Origin of the sequence: Lentzea xerophila, from assembly GCF_051094245.1 — a bacterium.
GTDB lineage: Bacteria > Actinomycetota > Actinomycetes > Mycobacteriales > Pseudonocardiaceae > Lentzea > Lentzea xerophila.
In genome coordinates this window covers 1,275,088-1,290,332 of the sequence record NZ_CP194934.1, presented here as the reverse complement: position 1 = coordinate 1,290,332, position 15,245 = coordinate 1,275,088, and the positions used below count along the sequence as shown (strand labels likewise).

At 68.3% G+C, this 15,245-nt stretch carries 16 protein-coding genes and 1 tRNA gene; 6 read left to right on the top strand and 11 right to left on the bottom strand.

All coding sequences use genetic code 11. The features are described from left to right. The first annotated feature begins 24 nt into the window (after window positions 1-24). Window positions 25-393: a helix-turn-helix domain-containing protein gene (locus ACRSBM_RS06380; RefSeq protein ID WP_434440602.1), complete on the top strand. Its 369-nt coding sequence runs from the start codon at window positions 25-27 to the stop codon at window positions 391-393. Here the strand turns inward: ACRSBM_RS06380 and ACRSBM_RS06375 are convergent. The 5 genes from ACRSBM_RS06375 to ACRSBM_RS06355 form a co-directional block, all read right to left on the bottom strand. Beyond that, window positions 390-980, bottom strand: coding sequence for a ClpP family protease (locus ACRSBM_RS06375; protein WP_434440600.1), 591 nt, complete (start codon window positions 978-980; stop codon window positions 390-392). The two genes, ACRSBM_RS06380 and ACRSBM_RS06375, sit on opposite strands and share 4 nt — an antisense overlap. Beyond that, complete coding sequence (locus tag ACRSBM_RS06370) at window positions 977-1,591, bottom strand: ClpP family protease (protein WP_434440599.1); 615 nt, start codon at window positions 1,589-1,591, stop codon at window positions 977-979. Before ACRSBM_RS06370 ends, ACRSBM_RS06375 begins: the two co-directional genes overlap by 4 nt. A gap of 117 nt (window positions 1,592-1,708) precedes the next feature. Further along, a complete protein-coding gene (locus ACRSBM_RS06365; RefSeq protein ID WP_434440597.1) occupies window positions 1,709-2,539 on the bottom strand; it encodes a cellulose binding domain-containing protein in 831 nt (276 codons plus the stop codon). Window positions 2,540-2,902: 363 nt separating this feature from the next. Continuing rightward, window positions 2,903-2,976: transfer RNA gene (locus ACRSBM_RS06360), tRNA-Leu, on the bottom strand. A gap of 52 nt (window positions 2,977-3,028) precedes the next feature. Further along, window positions 3,029-3,310 carry a metal-sensitive transcriptional regulator gene (locus tag ACRSBM_RS06355; protein WP_030466675.1) on the bottom strand — a complete coding sequence of 94 codons (282 nt, stop codon included), beginning with the start codon at window positions 3,308-3,310 and terminating at the stop codon, window positions 3,029-3,031. A gap of 324 nt (window positions 3,311-3,634) precedes the next feature. On the opposite strand from ACRSBM_RS06355, the gene ACRSBM_RS06350 reads away from it, so the two are divergent. Beyond that, window positions 3,635-3,976 (top strand): histone-like nucleoid-structuring protein Lsr2, encoded by a 342-nt coding sequence (locus ACRSBM_RS06350; RefSeq protein ID WP_434440595.1) that lies wholly within the window; start codon window positions 3,635-3,637, stop codon window positions 3,974-3,976. A 110-nt stretch (window positions 3,977-4,086) separates the two neighbouring features. Here the strand turns inward: ACRSBM_RS06350 and pabB are convergent, their stop codons facing one another. After that, window positions 4,087-6,072 carry an aminodeoxychorismate synthase component I gene (gene pabB / locus ACRSBM_RS06345; RefSeq protein ID WP_434440593.1) on the bottom strand — a complete coding sequence of 662 codons (1,986 nt, stop codon included), beginning with the start codon at window positions 6,070-6,072 and terminating at the stop codon, window positions 4,087-4,089. Between the two features lie 231 nt (window positions 6,073-6,303). Here pabB and ACRSBM_RS06340 point away from each other — a divergent pair, with 231 nt between their 5' ends. The 4 genes from ACRSBM_RS06340 (at window position 6,304) to ACRSBM_RS06325 (ending at window position 10,037) form a co-directional block, all read left to right on the top strand. Beyond that, window positions 6,304-7,488, top strand: a complete 1,185-nt coding sequence (locus ACRSBM_RS06340) for a metallophosphoesterase (protein WP_434440591.1) — start codon at window positions 6,304-6,306, stop codon at window positions 7,486-7,488. A 108-nt stretch (window positions 7,489-7,596) separates the two neighbouring features. Continuing rightward, a complete protein-coding gene (locus ACRSBM_RS06335) occupies window positions 7,597-8,763 on the top strand; it encodes a type III PLP-dependent enzyme (RefSeq protein ID WP_434440589.1) in 1,167 nt (388 codons plus the stop codon). 33 nt (window positions 8,764-8,796) lie between these two features. After that, window positions 8,797-9,192, top strand: a complete 396-nt coding sequence (gene speD / locus ACRSBM_RS06330) for an adenosylmethionine decarboxylase (RefSeq protein ID WP_030466682.1) — start codon at window positions 8,797-8,799, stop codon at window positions 9,190-9,192. A 29-nt stretch (window positions 9,193-9,221) separates the two neighbouring features. Then, the gene (locus ACRSBM_RS06325) at window positions 9,222-10,037 is read left to right on the top strand and encodes a spermidine synthase (RefSeq protein WP_434452992.1); all 816 of its coding nucleotides are present in this window, start codon (window positions 9,222-9,224) and stop codon (window positions 10,035-10,037) included. A 100-nt stretch (window positions 10,038-10,137) separates the two neighbouring features. On the opposite strand, the gene ACRSBM_RS06320 is transcribed toward ACRSBM_RS06325, so the two are convergent. From ACRSBM_RS06320 to ACRSBM_RS06300, 5 genes are all read right to left on the bottom strand, one after another. Further along, a complete protein-coding gene (locus ACRSBM_RS06320; RefSeq protein WP_434440588.1) occupies window positions 10,138-10,401 on the bottom strand; it encodes a hypothetical protein in 264 nt (87 codons plus the stop codon). Beyond that, complete coding sequence (locus tag ACRSBM_RS06315; RefSeq protein WP_434440587.1) at window positions 10,398-10,643, bottom strand: hypothetical protein; 246 nt, start codon at window positions 10,641-10,643, stop codon at window positions 10,398-10,400. Before ACRSBM_RS06315 ends, ACRSBM_RS06320 begins: the two co-directional genes overlap by 4 nt. 153 nt (window positions 10,644-10,796) lie before the next feature. Next, entirely contained in the window at window positions 10,797-12,848 is a 2,052-nt protein-coding gene (locus ACRSBM_RS06310) for a prolyl oligopeptidase family serine peptidase (RefSeq protein WP_434440586.1), read from the bottom strand. 387 nt (window positions 12,849-13,235) lie between these two features. Then, a complete protein-coding gene (locus ACRSBM_RS06305; protein ID WP_434440585.1) occupies window positions 13,236-14,006 on the bottom strand; it encodes a DUF1295 domain-containing protein in 771 nt (256 codons plus the stop codon). Beyond that, entirely contained in the window at window positions 14,003-15,229 is a 1,227-nt protein-coding gene (locus tag ACRSBM_RS06300; RefSeq protein ID WP_434452990.1) for a class I SAM-dependent methyltransferase, read from the bottom strand. Before ACRSBM_RS06300 ends, ACRSBM_RS06305 begins: the two co-directional genes overlap by 4 nt. Window positions 15,230-15,245 lie beyond the last annotated feature (16 nt).

Below are 15,245 nucleotides of genomic sequence, written 5' to 3'. Positions count from 1 at the left end.
CCGGGGTGCTGTCACCATGACGACATGGCGGAGATCCTGGACTTCAAGCGCACGCCCGAGCCCCAGCCGGTCGAACCCCTGTGGCGCGAGGCCCTGGGCCGCAAGCTGCGCGAGACCAGGGAGGAGCGCGGCGACCGCCTGGTCGACGTGGCCGAGCGGGCTGGCATCTCGGTGCAGTACCTGTCCGAGATCGAACGCGGCCGCAAGGAGCCGTCGAGCGAGATGATCGCCGCGGTCACGGGCGCGCTGGGCATCGACCTGGCCGACCTGCTGATCGGCATCGCCGGCCAGGTCCGCAACCTCCGCACCGCGCACCAGTACCGCGCTGGAAGCCACTTCCACACCTCACGTCCCACGGGCCGCCCTTCCGGCCCCGTGTTGATGGCCGCCTAGGCGCGCTGGTCCAGTACGCGGTCGACGAGCCCGTACTCGACGGCGCCCAGCGCGTCGAACACGCGGTCCCGGTCGGTGTCGTGGCGCAGTTCCGTCACGCTCCGGCCGGTGTGCCGGGCCAGGATGTTCTCCAGCTGCGTGCGCACCCGCACCACTTCGTCCGCCGCGAGGATGAGGTCCGGGATCGTGCCCCGCCCCTGCGCCGCCGGCTGGTGCAGCACGACCCTGGAGTGCGGCAGGACGGACCGGCGTCCCTCCGCGCCCGCCGCCAGCAGCACCGCTCCCGCCGCGACCGCCTGCCCGACGCACGTCGTCGCCACCGGGGCCTTGATGTAGCGCATGGTGTCGTACAGCGCGAGCATCGCCGACGGGTCGCCGCCCTCGCAGTTGATGTAGAGGTTGATCTCGAGGTCCGGGTTGTCGGCCTCCAGGTGGAACAGCTGCGCGATCAGCGCGTTGGCGACCCCGGAGTCGATCCCGGTGCCGAGGTAGACGATCCGCTCGGACAGCAGGTGCGAGTAGACGTCCATGACCCGCTCGCCACGCGCGTCCCGCGTGATGACGTTGGGAATGGTGTAGCTGCTCATGCGATGGCTCCCGAGTGCAGTCCCAGCTTGTGCATGCGGACGGGAACGACCTGCCCGAGGTCGCTGACGATGTGGTCGATGAACCCGTACTCGCTCGCCTGAGCCGTGGTGAACCACCGGTCGTGCAGCGAGTCGGTGAAGATCTGGTCGAACGGCTGCCCGGTGTCCTCCGCGATCAGCCCGAGCACGGTGTCCCTGGTGTACCGCAGGTCGTCCGCCTGCACCTCCACCTCGACCGCGGAACCACCGATGCCCGCACTTCCCTGGTGCATCAGGATCCGCGCGTGCGGCAACGCGAACCGCTTGCCCCGCGTCCCCGCCGACAGCAGGAACTGCCCGGCGCTGCAGGCCAGTCCCAGCGCCAGCGTCGCCACGTCGCACGGCACCAGCCGCATCACGTCGCGGATCGCCAGCATCGAAGGCACCGAGCCACCGGGCGAGTTGATCCACAACGCGATGTCCTGCCGCGGATCCTCACTCGCGAGCGACAGCATCTGGGTCGCCAGCACCGTGCCGTTGTCGTCGTCGAGCGGGCCGTCGAGAATCAGCACCCGCTGACCGAAGAACCGTTCCCGCAGCCCTGGGCTGAAGAGCTTCTCGCTGTTGGTCATGGCACCGACGATGCCGGTCGGCGCGACCCGTTCGCCTCTTTCTCTGCTGTGGGCAGATCAGCCCACAGCAGCCCCGCACGCGACTGTCCATAGAGGACGATCGGTGCGTCCGGCCACTCAGCTCGTCGCGCAGGCCGTTCCGTTGAGCGTGAACGACGTCGGCGCGGTGTTCCGTTCGCGCGCGGTCCCGATGAACCCGATCGTCACCTCACCGCGAGCCGCGATCGTCCTCGTCTGGTCGACGCCCGTCGCGCTCACGGTCGCGCCCCGCTGTGTCCCGGACGCTCCCCACATCTCCCGCACGGTCTGCCCGTCGGCGAACGACCACCGCAGGGTCCAGCCGTTGATCGCCGCACCGCTGTTGTTCCTGATCGTGACCCTTGCCTGGAACCCGCTGTGCCACTGCCCTTCGAGCCGGTACGCGACCGCACAGGACGGCGCGGGCGGCGCGGTGGTGGTCACGGCGGGAGGCGCGGCCGCGGTGGCCGTCTCGGACTTCGACGGTTCGGCGCTCTGTGACGGGGGCGTGGTCGTCGTCGTTGTCGGGGCGACGTCCTTGCCGTTGCACGGAACGCCCCACAAGCCACGGTCCTCCCGCTCGGCAGCGCGTTCGGCCTCGGCGAGCGGCCCCGCCGCGTCCTGCGCCTTCAGCGCACCTTCCCGCACGGCGCGCAGTGCGTAGTCGGTGCCGTCCTCCAGCACAACGTTCACCTCACCGGGCGTGACGGTGCTGACCCGAACGGACTTCGACAGCAGGACTTTTCCGGCGAACGTGCGCGCGGCGGCGGCCCAGCACTCCGCGGGCGAGGCCAGCGACGAGATCCGCACGCGCTCGCCGCTGTCGAGCTCGATCGTGCGCCCGTCGATCACCGCGCGAACGACGACCGGCACGTCTGCGCGCGATTCGCCGACCAGCGTCGGCTGCTGCACCTGCACGGGAGCCGCCATCGGACGCGACTGATCCTCCACTGTGCACGCGCACGCCAGAAGAACCAGCAGAAGGCTCAAAGACTTCCGGAACACCGAAGACTCCCGCACCCGATCGTTCAATCCTGCACGACCGTAGCCTCCACACGCCCCAGTCACATCCGCCGTTCGGCCTTGATCACCAAATAGCGACTCCCCCGATTCCACATTGGAATGGTCGAGCGAAGCGAAGACCCGATCGGGGAGGGCCGAGCGAAGCGATGGCCCAAGCGGGGGTCCGGGGGCGCAGCCCGCCGACTGGGGGTCTGGGGGCTCGGCCCCCAGAAAACACCACGAGCGAGGCCCGGTCCGCGCATTCCGCAGACATACCTCGCCCGAAGATCGTGCCCCCCGTGCGACTCGAACGCACACTGGACGGATTTTGAGTCCGCTGCCTCTGCCGATTGGGCTAGGGGGGCTTAGCAGGGTGAACTGTAGCGGATCACCCCAACCGGTTTCTTGCCGGGGACCCTAGGACTTGACGAGTCGGCCGATGGCCGCCGACGCCTCGGCCAGCTTCTCCTCGGCCACCGGGCCGCCTTCGGCGGCCGCCTGGGCGACACAATGCTTCAGGTGTTCGTCGAGCAACCCCAGCGACACCGCCTGCAGGGCCTTCGTGGCGGCGGAGATCTGGGTGAGGACGTCGATGCAGTATTCGTCGTTCTCGACCATGCGCTGGAGGCCGCGGATCTGTCCCTCGATGCGGCGCAGTCGCTTGAGGTATGCGTCCTTGTCCGCGGTGTACCCGTGCATCGGCTCCTGACCTTCCCTACCCCTGGCGGGTATGTCGAGGATACCCGTACCGGATGGGGGTGCGTTATGTCCGACGCTGCTCCGTCAGCTGGAATGGGGAAGCGTCCAGCAAGCCCAGCAACGGGCCGAAGTGAGCCGACTAGCTGCACATTTTGGACCCATAACACCCCTCCGGTTTACCGGGTAAATGCCCCGACCGGGCGGTTGCGGTCACATTTTAGCGGCGAAAGGTTCGCCGTTTTTCCTCGTGTGGACTATGGTGTTGTCGAAGCACGTGGTTACGTCGAGGATCCGCGTGCTATGTGAGTACCCAACGGAGGAACAGTGGCACAGCAGACCGTCGTCCAACTCATCGACGACCTCGACGGCGGAGAAGCCGACGAGACCGTGACCTTCGCACTTGACGGTGTCGAGTACGCCATCGACCTGTCGAAGGGAAATGCGGAGCGGCTTCGTGAGTCGCTGTCGGACTTCGTCGCCAAGGCTCGCCGTGCGGGTGGCCGCAAGCAGCGCAAGGGCACCGGCAAGTCCACGGTGAAGGCCACCGACAAGGCTGAGGCGCAGCGCATTCGTGACTGGGCTCGTGCGCAGGGGCACCAGATCTCGGACCGCGGTCGCATTCCGCAGAACCTGGTCGTGCAGTTCCAGGAAGCACACGCCTCCTGACCTGCGCGAACAAGCGAGGTTTCCACACGTCGGCCGGTCTGCCGGCCGACGTGTTAACCCGTGGATCCACTCCGATCCCGGTTCGTTCACACTATCCCCGGAACGTGGGATCAGCGCCCTGGAAAGTGCGCTCCGAACAGGCGTGACACCGCGGTGGCCTTGACCGCTGTCTCCTCGAATTCCTCGTCGGGGTCGGACAGTGAGATCACCGCTCCTCCGACTCCGAAACTCACCTGGTCGCCGTTCGCGACCAGCGTTCGGATGACGATGCTGAAGTCGGCGGCTCCGTTGAGCGAGAAGTAACCGAGCGCTCCCGAGTACACCCCACGTGGACCGGCTTCCAACCCATCGAGGATCTGCATCGTCCGGATCTTCGGCGCACCGGTCATGGAACCACCGGGAAACGCGGCTCGAACACATCGGACGGCAGAACTGTCCGGCCGAAGTCTTGCTCTCACGGTGCTCACCAATTGGTGTACGGTCGCGTACGTCTCGACGTCGAACAACCGCGTCACCTCGACCGAACCGACTTCCGCGCACGTGCCGAGATCGTTGCGGACGAGGTCCACGATCATCAGGTTCTCGGCGCGGTCCTTGACCGAACGGGCCAACGTTGTGCGCAACGTCTCGTCCTCGAGCGCATCAACACCTCGAGGTCGCGTCCCCTTGATCGGTGACGACTCCACGACGCCATCTCGGCCGATCCGGATAAATCGTTCGGGTGACGTGCTGAGCACGGAGAGGTCACCGAAACGCAGCAACGCCCCGAACGGAACCGGATTTGCGGCGCGAAGCAGCCGATAAGTGTCCCAGGGGTCGAGCGAGGCCCGCCACGACATCATGTTCGTCAGGCACGCCTCGTACGTCTCCCCGGCGGTGATCGCTTCCTGGCACGCGCTGATCAGCTTCAGGTAGTGCGCGCGCGGATGGCGCAACGTCACGTCCGAGACGACCGGCCGGGAAGGCTCGCCCAATGGCGCCAGGTGTGCCAGAACGCCCGAAACGTGGCCGAACCAGGCGTCATCGGTCAGTGAGAGCAAATAGACGCAATCATCAACGTGATCGATGACCACGGCGCGGTCCGCGAAGACGAACGACGCGTCCGGCTGTTCCGCGCGGTGCGCGAAGTCGCCGCCGCACTCCGCCTTCAGCTCGTAGCCGAGGTATCCCACCCACCCGAGCGCGAAGTCGAACGGCACGTCCGGTTGTTCGGCGCCCCATGACAAAAGGTCGTCTTCCAGCCACGTGAAGAAAGAAGGACAGGGCGTCGGTTCGCCGTCGAGTGTGAGCACCCGGTCCTGCACGGAGTACTGCGCGACGCGCGCGAGAGGCCCAGAGGCGTCCCCCAGGTACGAGAACCGTCCACCGGACCCGCTGTCCAGCCAGAACGCGGCCTCAGACGCCCCGTAGAGCGCCTCGAAGGCCTCTTCCGCGTGCACGGACACGTCGAGCTTCCGGACATGTACAGGACGCTTGTGAGGCTTCTGGCGAAGCAGCACCGGTTCCGGCACCGCGGCCGTTCGGGTCGGTGTCAGCGCGGCGAAGTTCGCGAGCATCTCGCGTCCGGACTCGGTGCAGATCGACTCGGGGTGGAACTGCACACCCCACGCGGGCCGGTCGAGAGCGCGCACGCCCATCAGCACGGAGTCGTCGCTCCACGCGATGGCTTCCAGCGAAGAAGGCAGATCGGTGACTGCCAACGAGTGGTACCGCACAACGTCCAACGGCGACGGTAACCCAGCGAACACGTCGACACCTGTGTGCGTGACCGGCGAGACGATGCCATGACGTGGCACGGGCGCAGGTCCCACGACCGCGCCGTACGACGAACACAGCCCCTGGTGGCCGAGACACACGCCCAGCAAAGGGATCTCGGCGTGGTCGATCACCGCACGGCAGAGGCCGAAGTCGGCGGGGTTGCCTGGCCGGCCCGGTCCCGGCGAGATCACCACGTTGTCGAACGACCGCAGCGAGGCAAGCCGGAAGCGCGGGTCGTCGTTGTGGACGACCACTGGCTCGACTCCGTTCACCTCGGCCAGGTGCTGGAAGAGGTTGAACGTGAAGGAGTCGTAGTTGTCGATGAGCAGAGTCCGCATTGCGGACGGCACTCTACCTGGCAAAACACCCGAAATGAGCGGCGAGTTAGGGCGGCCACAAACGCGGCCGCCGCGCTGCACTCGGCGCCGGCGCGCAGCCGCCGAAGTCTTTTCACGGGCAGCGGAACACGTCGCGACTCGCTGTGACGGTTCATGTGCCGACCGTGAGCGCGCACCCTCGTGGGACCCACCGACGATCGCGCCTGTGGAGGCGAAAAGCATACTTATGACGTGATTTTCCTGTTGCTCCTCGGAGTTCCGGTCGCGCTCGGTCACCTGTACCTGTGGCGCCGGCTGGTCGTGGACACGACGCTCCCGCGCTCACTCGGGCGCCGCATCGGCACGATGGCCATCATCGGCGCGTTCGTGATGCTGATGAGCGCGCTGGTCGTGACCCGCAGGGTGCCGCCGGAGTACGGGAAGTTCTTCGCCTGGCCGGGGTTCATCTGGCTGGCCGTGCTGTTCTACCTCGCGATCGCGCTCGGCGTCGCGGAGATCCCGCGCCGGATCCTGCTCAAGCGCGTGAGCGCGGCGCCGGTGGCCGTCGGCGCCGGTCCCGAGCCCGTCGAACCCGTCGAGGTCGTGCCGGACCCGTCGCGGCGGCTGTTCATCTCGCGGTCGGTGGCGATCGGCTCCGGCATCGCGGCGGGCAGCGTGGTCGGCTACGGCATGACGCAGGCGCTGGGCGACCCGAAGCTGCTGAACGTGCCGGTGACGCTGGACAAGCTCCAGTCGTCGTTGTCGGGCTTCCGGATCGCGGTGGTGAGCGACATCCACCTCGGGCCGCTGCTCGGGCGCTCGCACACCGAGCGGATCGTGCGGATGATCAACGAGCAGGAGGCCGACCTCGTCGCGATCGTCGGCGACCTGGTGGACGGCACCGTCGCCGAGCTGGGCGAGGCCGCGGCACCGTTGCAGGACCTGGTGTCCAAGCACGGCAGCTTCTTCGTGACGGGTAACCACGAGTACTTCTCCGGGCACGAACAGTGGATCTCGGAGCTGGACCGGCTCGGCGTGAACCCGTTGCGCAACGAGGGGTTGACGGTCGCGGGCGGCATCGAGCTCGTCGGCGTGAACGACGTGACCGGCGAGGCGTACGACGACGGACCGGACTTCGGCCGCGCCTTCACCGGACGGAACCGCGAGAACCCCGTTGTCCTGCTGGCGCACCAGCCCGTGCAGATCAGCGACGCCTCTTCACACGGCGTCGACCTCCAGTTGTCCGGTCATACACACGGCGGACAGATGGTGCCGTTCAACTTCGTCGTGCCGCTGCAGCAACCCGGCGTCGCGGGGCTGTCGAAGGTGGACGACACGTGGCTGTACGTAAGTCGTGGTGCGGGTTTCTGGGGTCCCCCGGTGCGAGTCGGAGCCCCTCCGGACATCACGATGATCGAGCTGCGTTCTGCTGGCTAAATCACACTCTGCCCTACGGGATTGCGCGATCGCGGTGTCGAGGCCGTAGAGTGGACGGCCGTGCCCGCGTGCGGAACGCGAGGCGGATGAAGGGGGACCCCTGGGGAAATGACCGAGAGCTTCGCCGTCGATCGGCGCAACGAGGCAGAGGCTCGTATTCGGCGTTTCCTGGACCAGGAGAACCCGTCGACACCGTGTCTGGTGATCGACCTCAAGACGATTCGTGCTCGCTACCAGGCGATTCACACCGCGCTGCCGTCCGTCGACATCTTCTACGCGGTCAAGTCCAACCCGGAGTCCGACGTGGTCGGCACGCTGGTCGCGGAGGGTGCGCACTTCGACGTGGCGTCGCCCGCGGAGATCGACCTGTGCCTGGCGCGCGGCGCCGCACCGTCGTCGATCTCCTACAGCAACCCGATCAAGAAGGCCGCTGACATCGCGTACGCCTACTCACGTGGCGTGCGACTGTTCGTGTCGGACAGCGAGCAGGACGTCCGGTTCGTCGCCTCCCACGCGCCGGGCTCGTCCGTGCTGGTGCGGATTCTTGTACACAGCAAGGGTTCCACGTACCCGTTCGGCAACAAGTTCGGTTGCGATCCGGAGATGGCGACGGATCTCTTGCGGCTGGCGCACGAGTTGGGACTCGTTCCTCTCGGTGTCGCTTTCCACGCGGGGTCGCAACAGCTCTCCGTGGACGGCTGGGACTCCGGCATCGCCGACGCCGCGCTGATCGCGGCCAAGCTGCGCGCCGAAGGCATCGAGACCTCGACGGTGAACCTGGGCGGCGGCCTTCCCGCCGTGTACCAGGATTCCACGCCGTCGCTCGAGGCTTTCGCCTCTGCCATCGAGGCTTCGCTCGCACGACACTTCGGTGCTGTGCGTCCTCGGGTGATGATCGAACCCGGCCGTGCGATCTCCGCCGAGGCCGGGATGATCCGTTCGTCCGTCGTGCTGGTGTCGCGGAAGTCCTATTCGGACGAACGCCGCTGGGTGTACCTCGACATCGGCCGCTACCAGGGCCTCGCCGAGACCGAGGGCGAGGCGATCGCCTACCGGCTGCGGACGTCGCGTGACGGCGGCGAGACCGGCCCGATCGTGCTGGCCGGCCCGACGTGCGACGCGGATGACGTGATCTACCAGCACACCCGCTACGACCTGCCGCTCGACCTGCGGGCGGGCGACCACGTGGACATCCTCCACGCGGGCGCCTACACCTCCTCCTATTCGTCCGTGTGCTTCAACGGCTTTCCGCCGTTGGCCACGTACTGCATCTGAGTCCGTTGCAATTCACATAGTTTGGAGTGATTGATGTCCGAAGCGCCCTGTCAGACCGAGGAGACCGTCGGTTTGTTCGCGGGACAGCACGTACTTGCAGAGCTTTCGGGTGTGAGCGCCGATCTGCTCGATGACGAGCAGTTCCTGCGGCACGCCCTTGGTGAGGTTCTCACGCAGGCCGACGCAACTGTGCTGGAGGTGATCTCCAAGAAGTTCGATCCCCAAGGAGTCACCGTGCTGGCTCTGCTGTCGGAATCCCATGCGTCGATCCATACCTATCCCGAAGTGGGTTCGGTGTTCGTCGACGTGTTCACCTGCGGTACTCGTGCAAAACCCGCACTCGCCGTCCAGCTCCTCGCTGACGCCCTGGGCGCCGCTCACGTGAGCACGGACCTCGTCACTCGTGGCATCAAGGAGCACGCCGCGTGAACGTCATCAACGAGCCGCTCGCCGAGGGCATGACCCGCCACTGGCGCGTGGACGAGGTGCTGGTCGACACCAAAACCGACTTCCAGCACCTGGTGATCGCCCGTACGGCCCAGGGGTTGTCGCTGTTCTGCGACGACGACCGCCAGTCGACGGAGTTCAGCCAGCTGACCTACCACGAAGCCCTGATGGTGCCGGCGCTGCTGCTGGCCGACCAGGTGGAGCGGGTGCTGGTCATCGGCTCCTCCGAGGGCGTCGTGTGCCAGATGGCCGTTCAGCACGGTGCGTCCGTCGTCGACCACATCGACATCGACGAACAGGCCGTGAAGCTCTGCGCCGAGCACCTGCCCTACGGCTACACGCTCGAGGAGCTGGCCGCCGCCGAGAAGGGCGACGGCCCGATCCGCGTGCAGTACATCGACGGGTTCGAGTACATCCGCACGACGTCGGAGAAGTACGACATCGTGCTGGTGGACCTGCCGGACGAGCGCGAGGAGGAGGCTCAGCACAACCGCTTGTACGGCGCCGACTTCCTGCGCATGTGCAAGGCACTGCTGCGCCCCGGCGGCGTCGTCGTCAACCAGTCCGGTTGCCAGACGATGTGGCGCAACACCACGCTGATCCGCTCCTGGGAGCGGTTCAACGAGGTGTTCGACACCGTCGCCTACTACGGCTCGGACGAGCACGAGTGGGCGTACCTGTTCGGCCGCGCGGACGAGGTCGAGGACCCGACCGCGCTGATGGTCGAGCGGCTCAAGACAGCCGGGTACCAGCCGGAGTCGATCGACGACCTGGCGCTGGTGGGCAACAGCATTCCGCCCTACCGGGTGCGGCAGTCGCTGGCCTGAGTCAGGCTTGACGGGAGGGGCGCTTCCTTCGGGAGGCGTCCCTCTCGCCGTGTTCCGGTGTCCACAGTGGACTTAGGCTACCTCCGCAGTTCCGCCAGCATCAGGTTCGAGTCGGTCCGGTCAGGTTGGCGCCGTTGGTCACGTAGGCCCGGTTTCCTCGAACGACCACGGCCGTGGTTCCCTGCAGGCCGTCGTCAGCGTCCAGGGTCTCTCGCGAGCCGTCCGCACCCGCCCGCACGAGCTCGCTGGCCTGGTCGACCGCGGCGAGGAGCTCGGTGCCCCGGCCGGTGAAGTCGAAGTCGTCGCCGCCCTCCAGCCCCGTCACCCGGACCTCGGCGGCACTGGCGCCGCCGCCCCTGGTCACCGGGACGCGGACGATGGTGCCGCGGTCGGAGTTGCTCGCCCACACGGAAGCCCGGCCGCCCGCAGCGGGGCCTGCCACATGCGCCCGCCGGTGACCAGGACCCGGGCGCGCTCGCGGTCGGCGACCAGTGCGTTCGGGAACGTGTCGGCGGGCAGCGGCACGACGAGCCGCGGCTCACCCGAGCGGTGAACCTGCCAGATCCCGGTCAGCCCGCCCCGCCCGGAGGAGTGCAGGAAGTACACGGCGCCGGTGTCCGGCCTGCGCGCCGGCGGCGGCGGAAGCCGGCGGGGTCCTTGCGTTCATGCTTTCCGGCATGATCCGCGCGGCGGGACAACCAGGACTCGCCGATACCACCCCCGTGGCCGGCCCCGTGCAGGGCCGGCCGTGCCGCCGCGTCAGGCGAGCGACTGCTTCAGGAAGTCGACCTGCAGCAGGAGCAGGTTCTCGGCGACCTGCTCCTGCGGGGTCATGTGCGTGACGCCCGAGAGCGGCAGCACGGTGTGAGGGCGGCCGGCGGCGAGCAGCGCGCTGGACAGGCGCAGGGTGTGCGCGGCCACCACGTTGTCGTCGGCCAGGCCGTGGATGATCATCAGCGGGCGGGAGAGCTTGTCCGCGTCGGCGATGAGGGAGTTCGAGTCGTAGACCTCGGGCTTCTCGTCGGGGTGGCCGAGGTAGCGCTCGGTGTAGTGGGTGTCGTAGAGGCGCCAGTCGGTGACCGGGGCGCCCGCGATGCCCGCGTGGAAGACGTCCGGGCGGCGCAGGACCGCCAGTGCGCTCAGGTAGCCGCCGTAGGACCAGCCGCGGATCGCCACTCGCGTGAGGTCGAGGTCGGGTTCGACCGCCGCGGCCGCCTGCAGGGCGTCGACCTGGTCCTCCAGGGTGGCGCCGGCGAAGTCGAACGCGATCGCGCGCTCCCAGGCGAGGCCGCGGCCCGGGGTGCCCCGGCCGTCGGCGACGATGACCGCGAAACCCTGGTCGGCGAGCCACTGCGAGGCCAGGAAGGCGTTCTGGGACGACACGACCCGCTGCGCGTGCGGGCCGCCGTACGGGTCCATCAGCACGGGGAGCTTCGTGCCCGGCACGTGACCGGACGGCAGCAGCAGTGCCGCGCGAATCTCGCGCTCACCCAGCAGCAGCATGCGCGGCGACGCCTTGATCACCGGGGTGTCCGCCCACGACTCGATCTCGTGGTCGCCGGCCCGCACCCGTGCCCCGAACCTGTCCAAAGTGGCCGATACGAGGACAACCGTGCCGCCGCCCCGAATCGCGGAGTGCATACCGTCCTCAGTGGACAGCTTCTCGACGTTGCTGCTACCGACCGAGTAGACGTGCACCTGCGTCGGGTCGCCGGCGGACGCGGCGACCAGGATCGAGTCGTCGGCGATGTCGAGCACCCGGCGCACCTGCAAGCCGAAGGTCAGGACGTCGTCGCCGACGCGCAGCGCGTACTCGTCGTCCTCCCCCACGATCCGCACGAGACGGCCGTCCGGAGTCCACGCCGGAGCACCGTCGGTGACCTCGAGCCACGTCGGGTCGGTCTCGACCGCGAGCTCGGTGACGGCGCCGGTCTCGGGAGCCAGCGCGTAGATGCGGCGGGTGCGCTGGTCGCGGGTCTGCGTGGTGATCAGCGGAGCGCCACCGGACGACCAGTGCACGTCGTTGAGGTAGTCGAACTCGACCACCACCGGCACGAAGGTGCCGTCCAGCGACACCACGTGCAGCGACACCGTGGCGTTGGTCGTGCCCGCCGCCGGGTAGGCGATCTCGGTGGCCGCCGTGCCGGGGTTCGCCGGGTCGGCGATGTACCAGCGCTGCACCGGGGCGTTGTTCACGCGCGCGGCGATGAGGCGCTTGCCGCCCGGCTCCCACCAGTAGCCGCGGTAGCGCGACATCTCCTCGGCCGCGATGAACTCGGCCAGCCCGAACGTCACGTCCTCACCGTCCGGCACGGCGACGGCGTAGTCCTCGCCCGACGCCAGCTCAACCACCCGCAACGTGCCACGCGTGACGTACGCCACGCGCTCACCCGTCGGGTCGACGCGCGGGTCGATGACGCCACCCTGCGTGGGCAGCTCACGGACGGCACCGTTCGTCAGGTCGGCCACGAACAGCCGGCCGGACAGCGCGAACGAGGCCACCGAGGCGTCCCGCGAGAGGGCGTAGCCGACGATGCCCGCGCCGGACTCACGCGTGCGCTCGCGGCGCGCCTTCTCCTCCGCCGGCAGGTCCTCCGGGTCGGACAGCAGCGTCGCCGGGTCGGCGAGCAGCCGTTCGACGCCGGTGGACGTGTTCAGCTCCCAGAGCCCGTTCGCACGGCTCGTGGCCGTGGCCGGGCGCAGGAAGAAGACACGTGCGCCGTCCGCCGACACCGCGAAGGTCCTCGGTGCGCCGACGGTGAACCGCTGGGTGCGCGCCTGTTGGCGCGGGAAGGAGATGTCGTTGCCCACGCGCCCACACTAACCCGCGCACGCTTGCGGCACGGGCGCTGTGAGGTGCGCGGCTGTCGCGATCCAGGCCGTGTGAAGGGTTGCGGACGCGCCGCCTGTGCCGTGCACCCGCCTGGGTCGCGGTACTCGTCCCCGGCCGGGCAGCTCACCTGCCCCGCGGTGGGGCGCCCGGCGCGGCGCGCACTCGGCGCAGGCTGGGGACGCGCCGCCGCGACGTGCCTCGCCTGAGACTTCGCCACGAGGGCCGACCGGGTAGCAGCCCCATCACGAGCACGCCCGCCACGAGTTGGGGACGCGCCGCCCGAGTCGTCACCATGAAGCCGCCCACCACACATCGCGCCCGAAGCAGGCCGCAGCGCACGTGCGCCCACAGCCCCGACGACGTCCCTAGCCCACCTTGCTCTTAGGAGGCAACGGAACGAAGCCGCTGGTACGCCGCACGTACTCGGCATAACCAGGACGGCGAGACACGATGTCCTTCTCCAGCAACGGTTTCCCGCTGCCCTTGGCGAGCAGCCATGTCATGACCAGCGGACCGGCGATCGTGAGCGCGCCGAGCCACGAGTGCAGCGCGAACAGGAACAGGCCCCACCACACGACAGAGTCGCCGAAGTAGTTCGGATGCCTTGTGTAGCGCCACAATCCGCGGTCCATCACGGCGCCCTTGTTCGCCGGGTCCGCACGGAACCGGGAGAGCTGCCAGTCACCCACGGCCTCGAAGACGAAGCCGACCATCCACACGCCAGTGCCCACCCAATCTAGCACTCCGAACGGAGCCGAAAGGTGCTGTGCGGCCTGGATCGGGAGCGACACGATCCACATCATCGCGGCCTGGAGGAGGTAGATGCGGTACATCTTCAGGCGCGGATTTCCCTTGGCACGCCTCAGAATGTCCTGGTATCGCGGGTCCTCGTCCCTGCCCCTGTTCCGTGCGTGGATGTGCGCGCCCAGGCGTAGCCCCCACACGACGGTGAGCGCGGTGACCAGCCACTCCCGAGTTGGTTCGCCCTCCGCGAACAGCAACGTGATGACGGCGATCACGGCGAAGCCAGGGCCCCACGCGGAGTCGATCAGGTCGTAGCGCCGGCGCGAGTCCGCGTACAGGAACAGGCCGCTGAGCAGGAGGAAGACCGCGAGAAAGCTGATCAGGAAGCTCATCGGGCGATCAGCTCGCGACGCACCCTCGGCATGCCGCTGCGCCCGTTCTCGCTCCTGCGCACCGCGAGGATCTGGTCCACGCCCATCCGCCCTTCCTCGAACGTCAGCGCGCCGCCCGCGAGGTACAGCCGCCAGACCCTCGCCTGGCCCTCACCGACCAGTGCGACGACCTCGTCCCACCGGTCTTCGAGTGTCTGCGCCCATGCCCGTACGGTCCACACGTAGTGCTCGCGCAACGCGTGCACGTCGCGGATCTCCAAGCCGGCGCCTTCGAGGAAGCCCGTCGTCTGGCTCACCGGGCGCATGTGCATGTCCGGTGCGACGTACGACTCGATGAACGCGCCGCCGCCGGGTGCGTTGCGCCCGCGCGACATCTGCTGGAGCAGCAGGCGTCCCTCGGGCTTGAGCAGCCGGTGCAGGGTCGAGGCGTACTCGGGGTAGTTCCGTTCGCCGACGTGCTCGCCCATCTCGATGGTGGAGATGGCGTCGAACGGTTCGTCGCGCACCTCGCGATAGTCCTGCAACCGCACCTCGACGCGGCCCTGCAGGCCCTCGGCCTCGATGCGGCCGAGGATGTGCGCGCGTTGCTCGGCGGAGATCGTGACGCCGGTCGCGTGCACGCCGTAGTGCTTCGCGGCGTGCATGATCATCGATCCCCAGCCGCAGCCGACGTCGAGCAGGCGCATGCCCGGTTGCAGGTCGAGCTTGCGGCACACGAGGTCCAGCTTGTTGTGCTGCGCCTGCGGGAGCGACTCCTCGGCGGACGTGAAGTACGCGCACGAGTAGGCCATGCTCGGGTCGAGCACGAGCCGGTAGAAGTCGTTGCTCAGGTCGTAGTGGTGCGAAATGGCGTCCCGGTCGCGGCTCTTGGTGTGCAGCGCGCCACGCAGCCGCGCTTCCTCCTTCGGCGCGTCCGGGTTGTGGCCCAGCACTTTCAGCCGCAGGGCGAGTTTCGCGACCTCCGAGATCCGGGGCCGCCTCGTGACACCACGCCGCACGAGCCCCCAGATCTGCGACAGACCGGTCGCGAGATCACCCTCGACGTCGAGCTCGCCGCTCACGTACGCGCGCGCGAGACCCAGTTCGTTCGGACTCCAGACGAGGCGCCGCAACGCGTCACGCGAGCGGATCACGAGCACCGTGCCGTCCTGCGGCCCGGCCACGCTGCCGTCCCACGCCCGAATTCCGATCGGCAACGGCGCACCCAGCACCCGTTCGGCCATTCCCGCCAGCTGACCA

Coding starts and splice junctions, on each gene's coding strand:
- ACRSBM_RS06375 (WP_434440600.1), bottom strand. CDS start 980: ATGAGCAGCTACACCATTCCCAACGTCATCACGCGGGACGCGCGTGGC.
- ACRSBM_RS06325 (WP_434452992.1), top strand. CDS start 9,222: ATGACCCGCCACTGGCGCGTGGACGAGGTGCTGGTCGACACCAAAACC.
- speD (WP_030466682.1), top strand. CDS start 8,797: ATGTCCGAAGCGCCCTGTCAGACCGAGGAGACCGTCGGTTTGTTCGCG.
- pabB (WP_434440593.1), bottom strand. CDS start 6,072: ATGCGGACTCTGCTCATCGACAACTACGACTCCTTCACGTTCAACCTC.
- ACRSBM_RS06305 (WP_434440585.1), bottom strand. CDS start 14,006: ATGAGCTTCCTGATCAGCTTTCTCGCGGTCTTCCTCCTGCTCAGCGGC.
- ACRSBM_RS06370 (WP_434440599.1), bottom strand. CDS start 1,591: ATGACCAACAGCGAGAAGCTCTTCAGCCCAGGGCTGCGGGAACGGTTC.
- ACRSBM_RS06355 (WP_030466675.1), bottom strand. CDS start 3,310: ATGCACGGGTACACCGCGGACAAGGACGCATACCTCAAGCGACTGCGC.
- ACRSBM_RS06365 (WP_434440597.1), bottom strand. CDS start 2,539: ATGGCGGCTCCCGTGCAGGTGCAGCAGCCGACGCTGGTCGGCGAATCG.
- ACRSBM_RS06300 (WP_434452990.1), bottom strand. CDS start 15,229: ATGGCCGAACGGGTGCTGGGTGCGCCGTTGCCGATCGGAATTCGGGCG.
- ACRSBM_RS06380 (WP_434440602.1), top strand. CDS start 25: ATGGCGGAGATCCTGGACTTCAAGCGCACGCCCGAGCCCCAGCCGGTC.
- ACRSBM_RS06335 (WP_434440589.1), top strand. CDS start 7,597: ATGACCGAGAGCTTCGCCGTCGATCGGCGCAACGAGGCAGAGGCTCGT.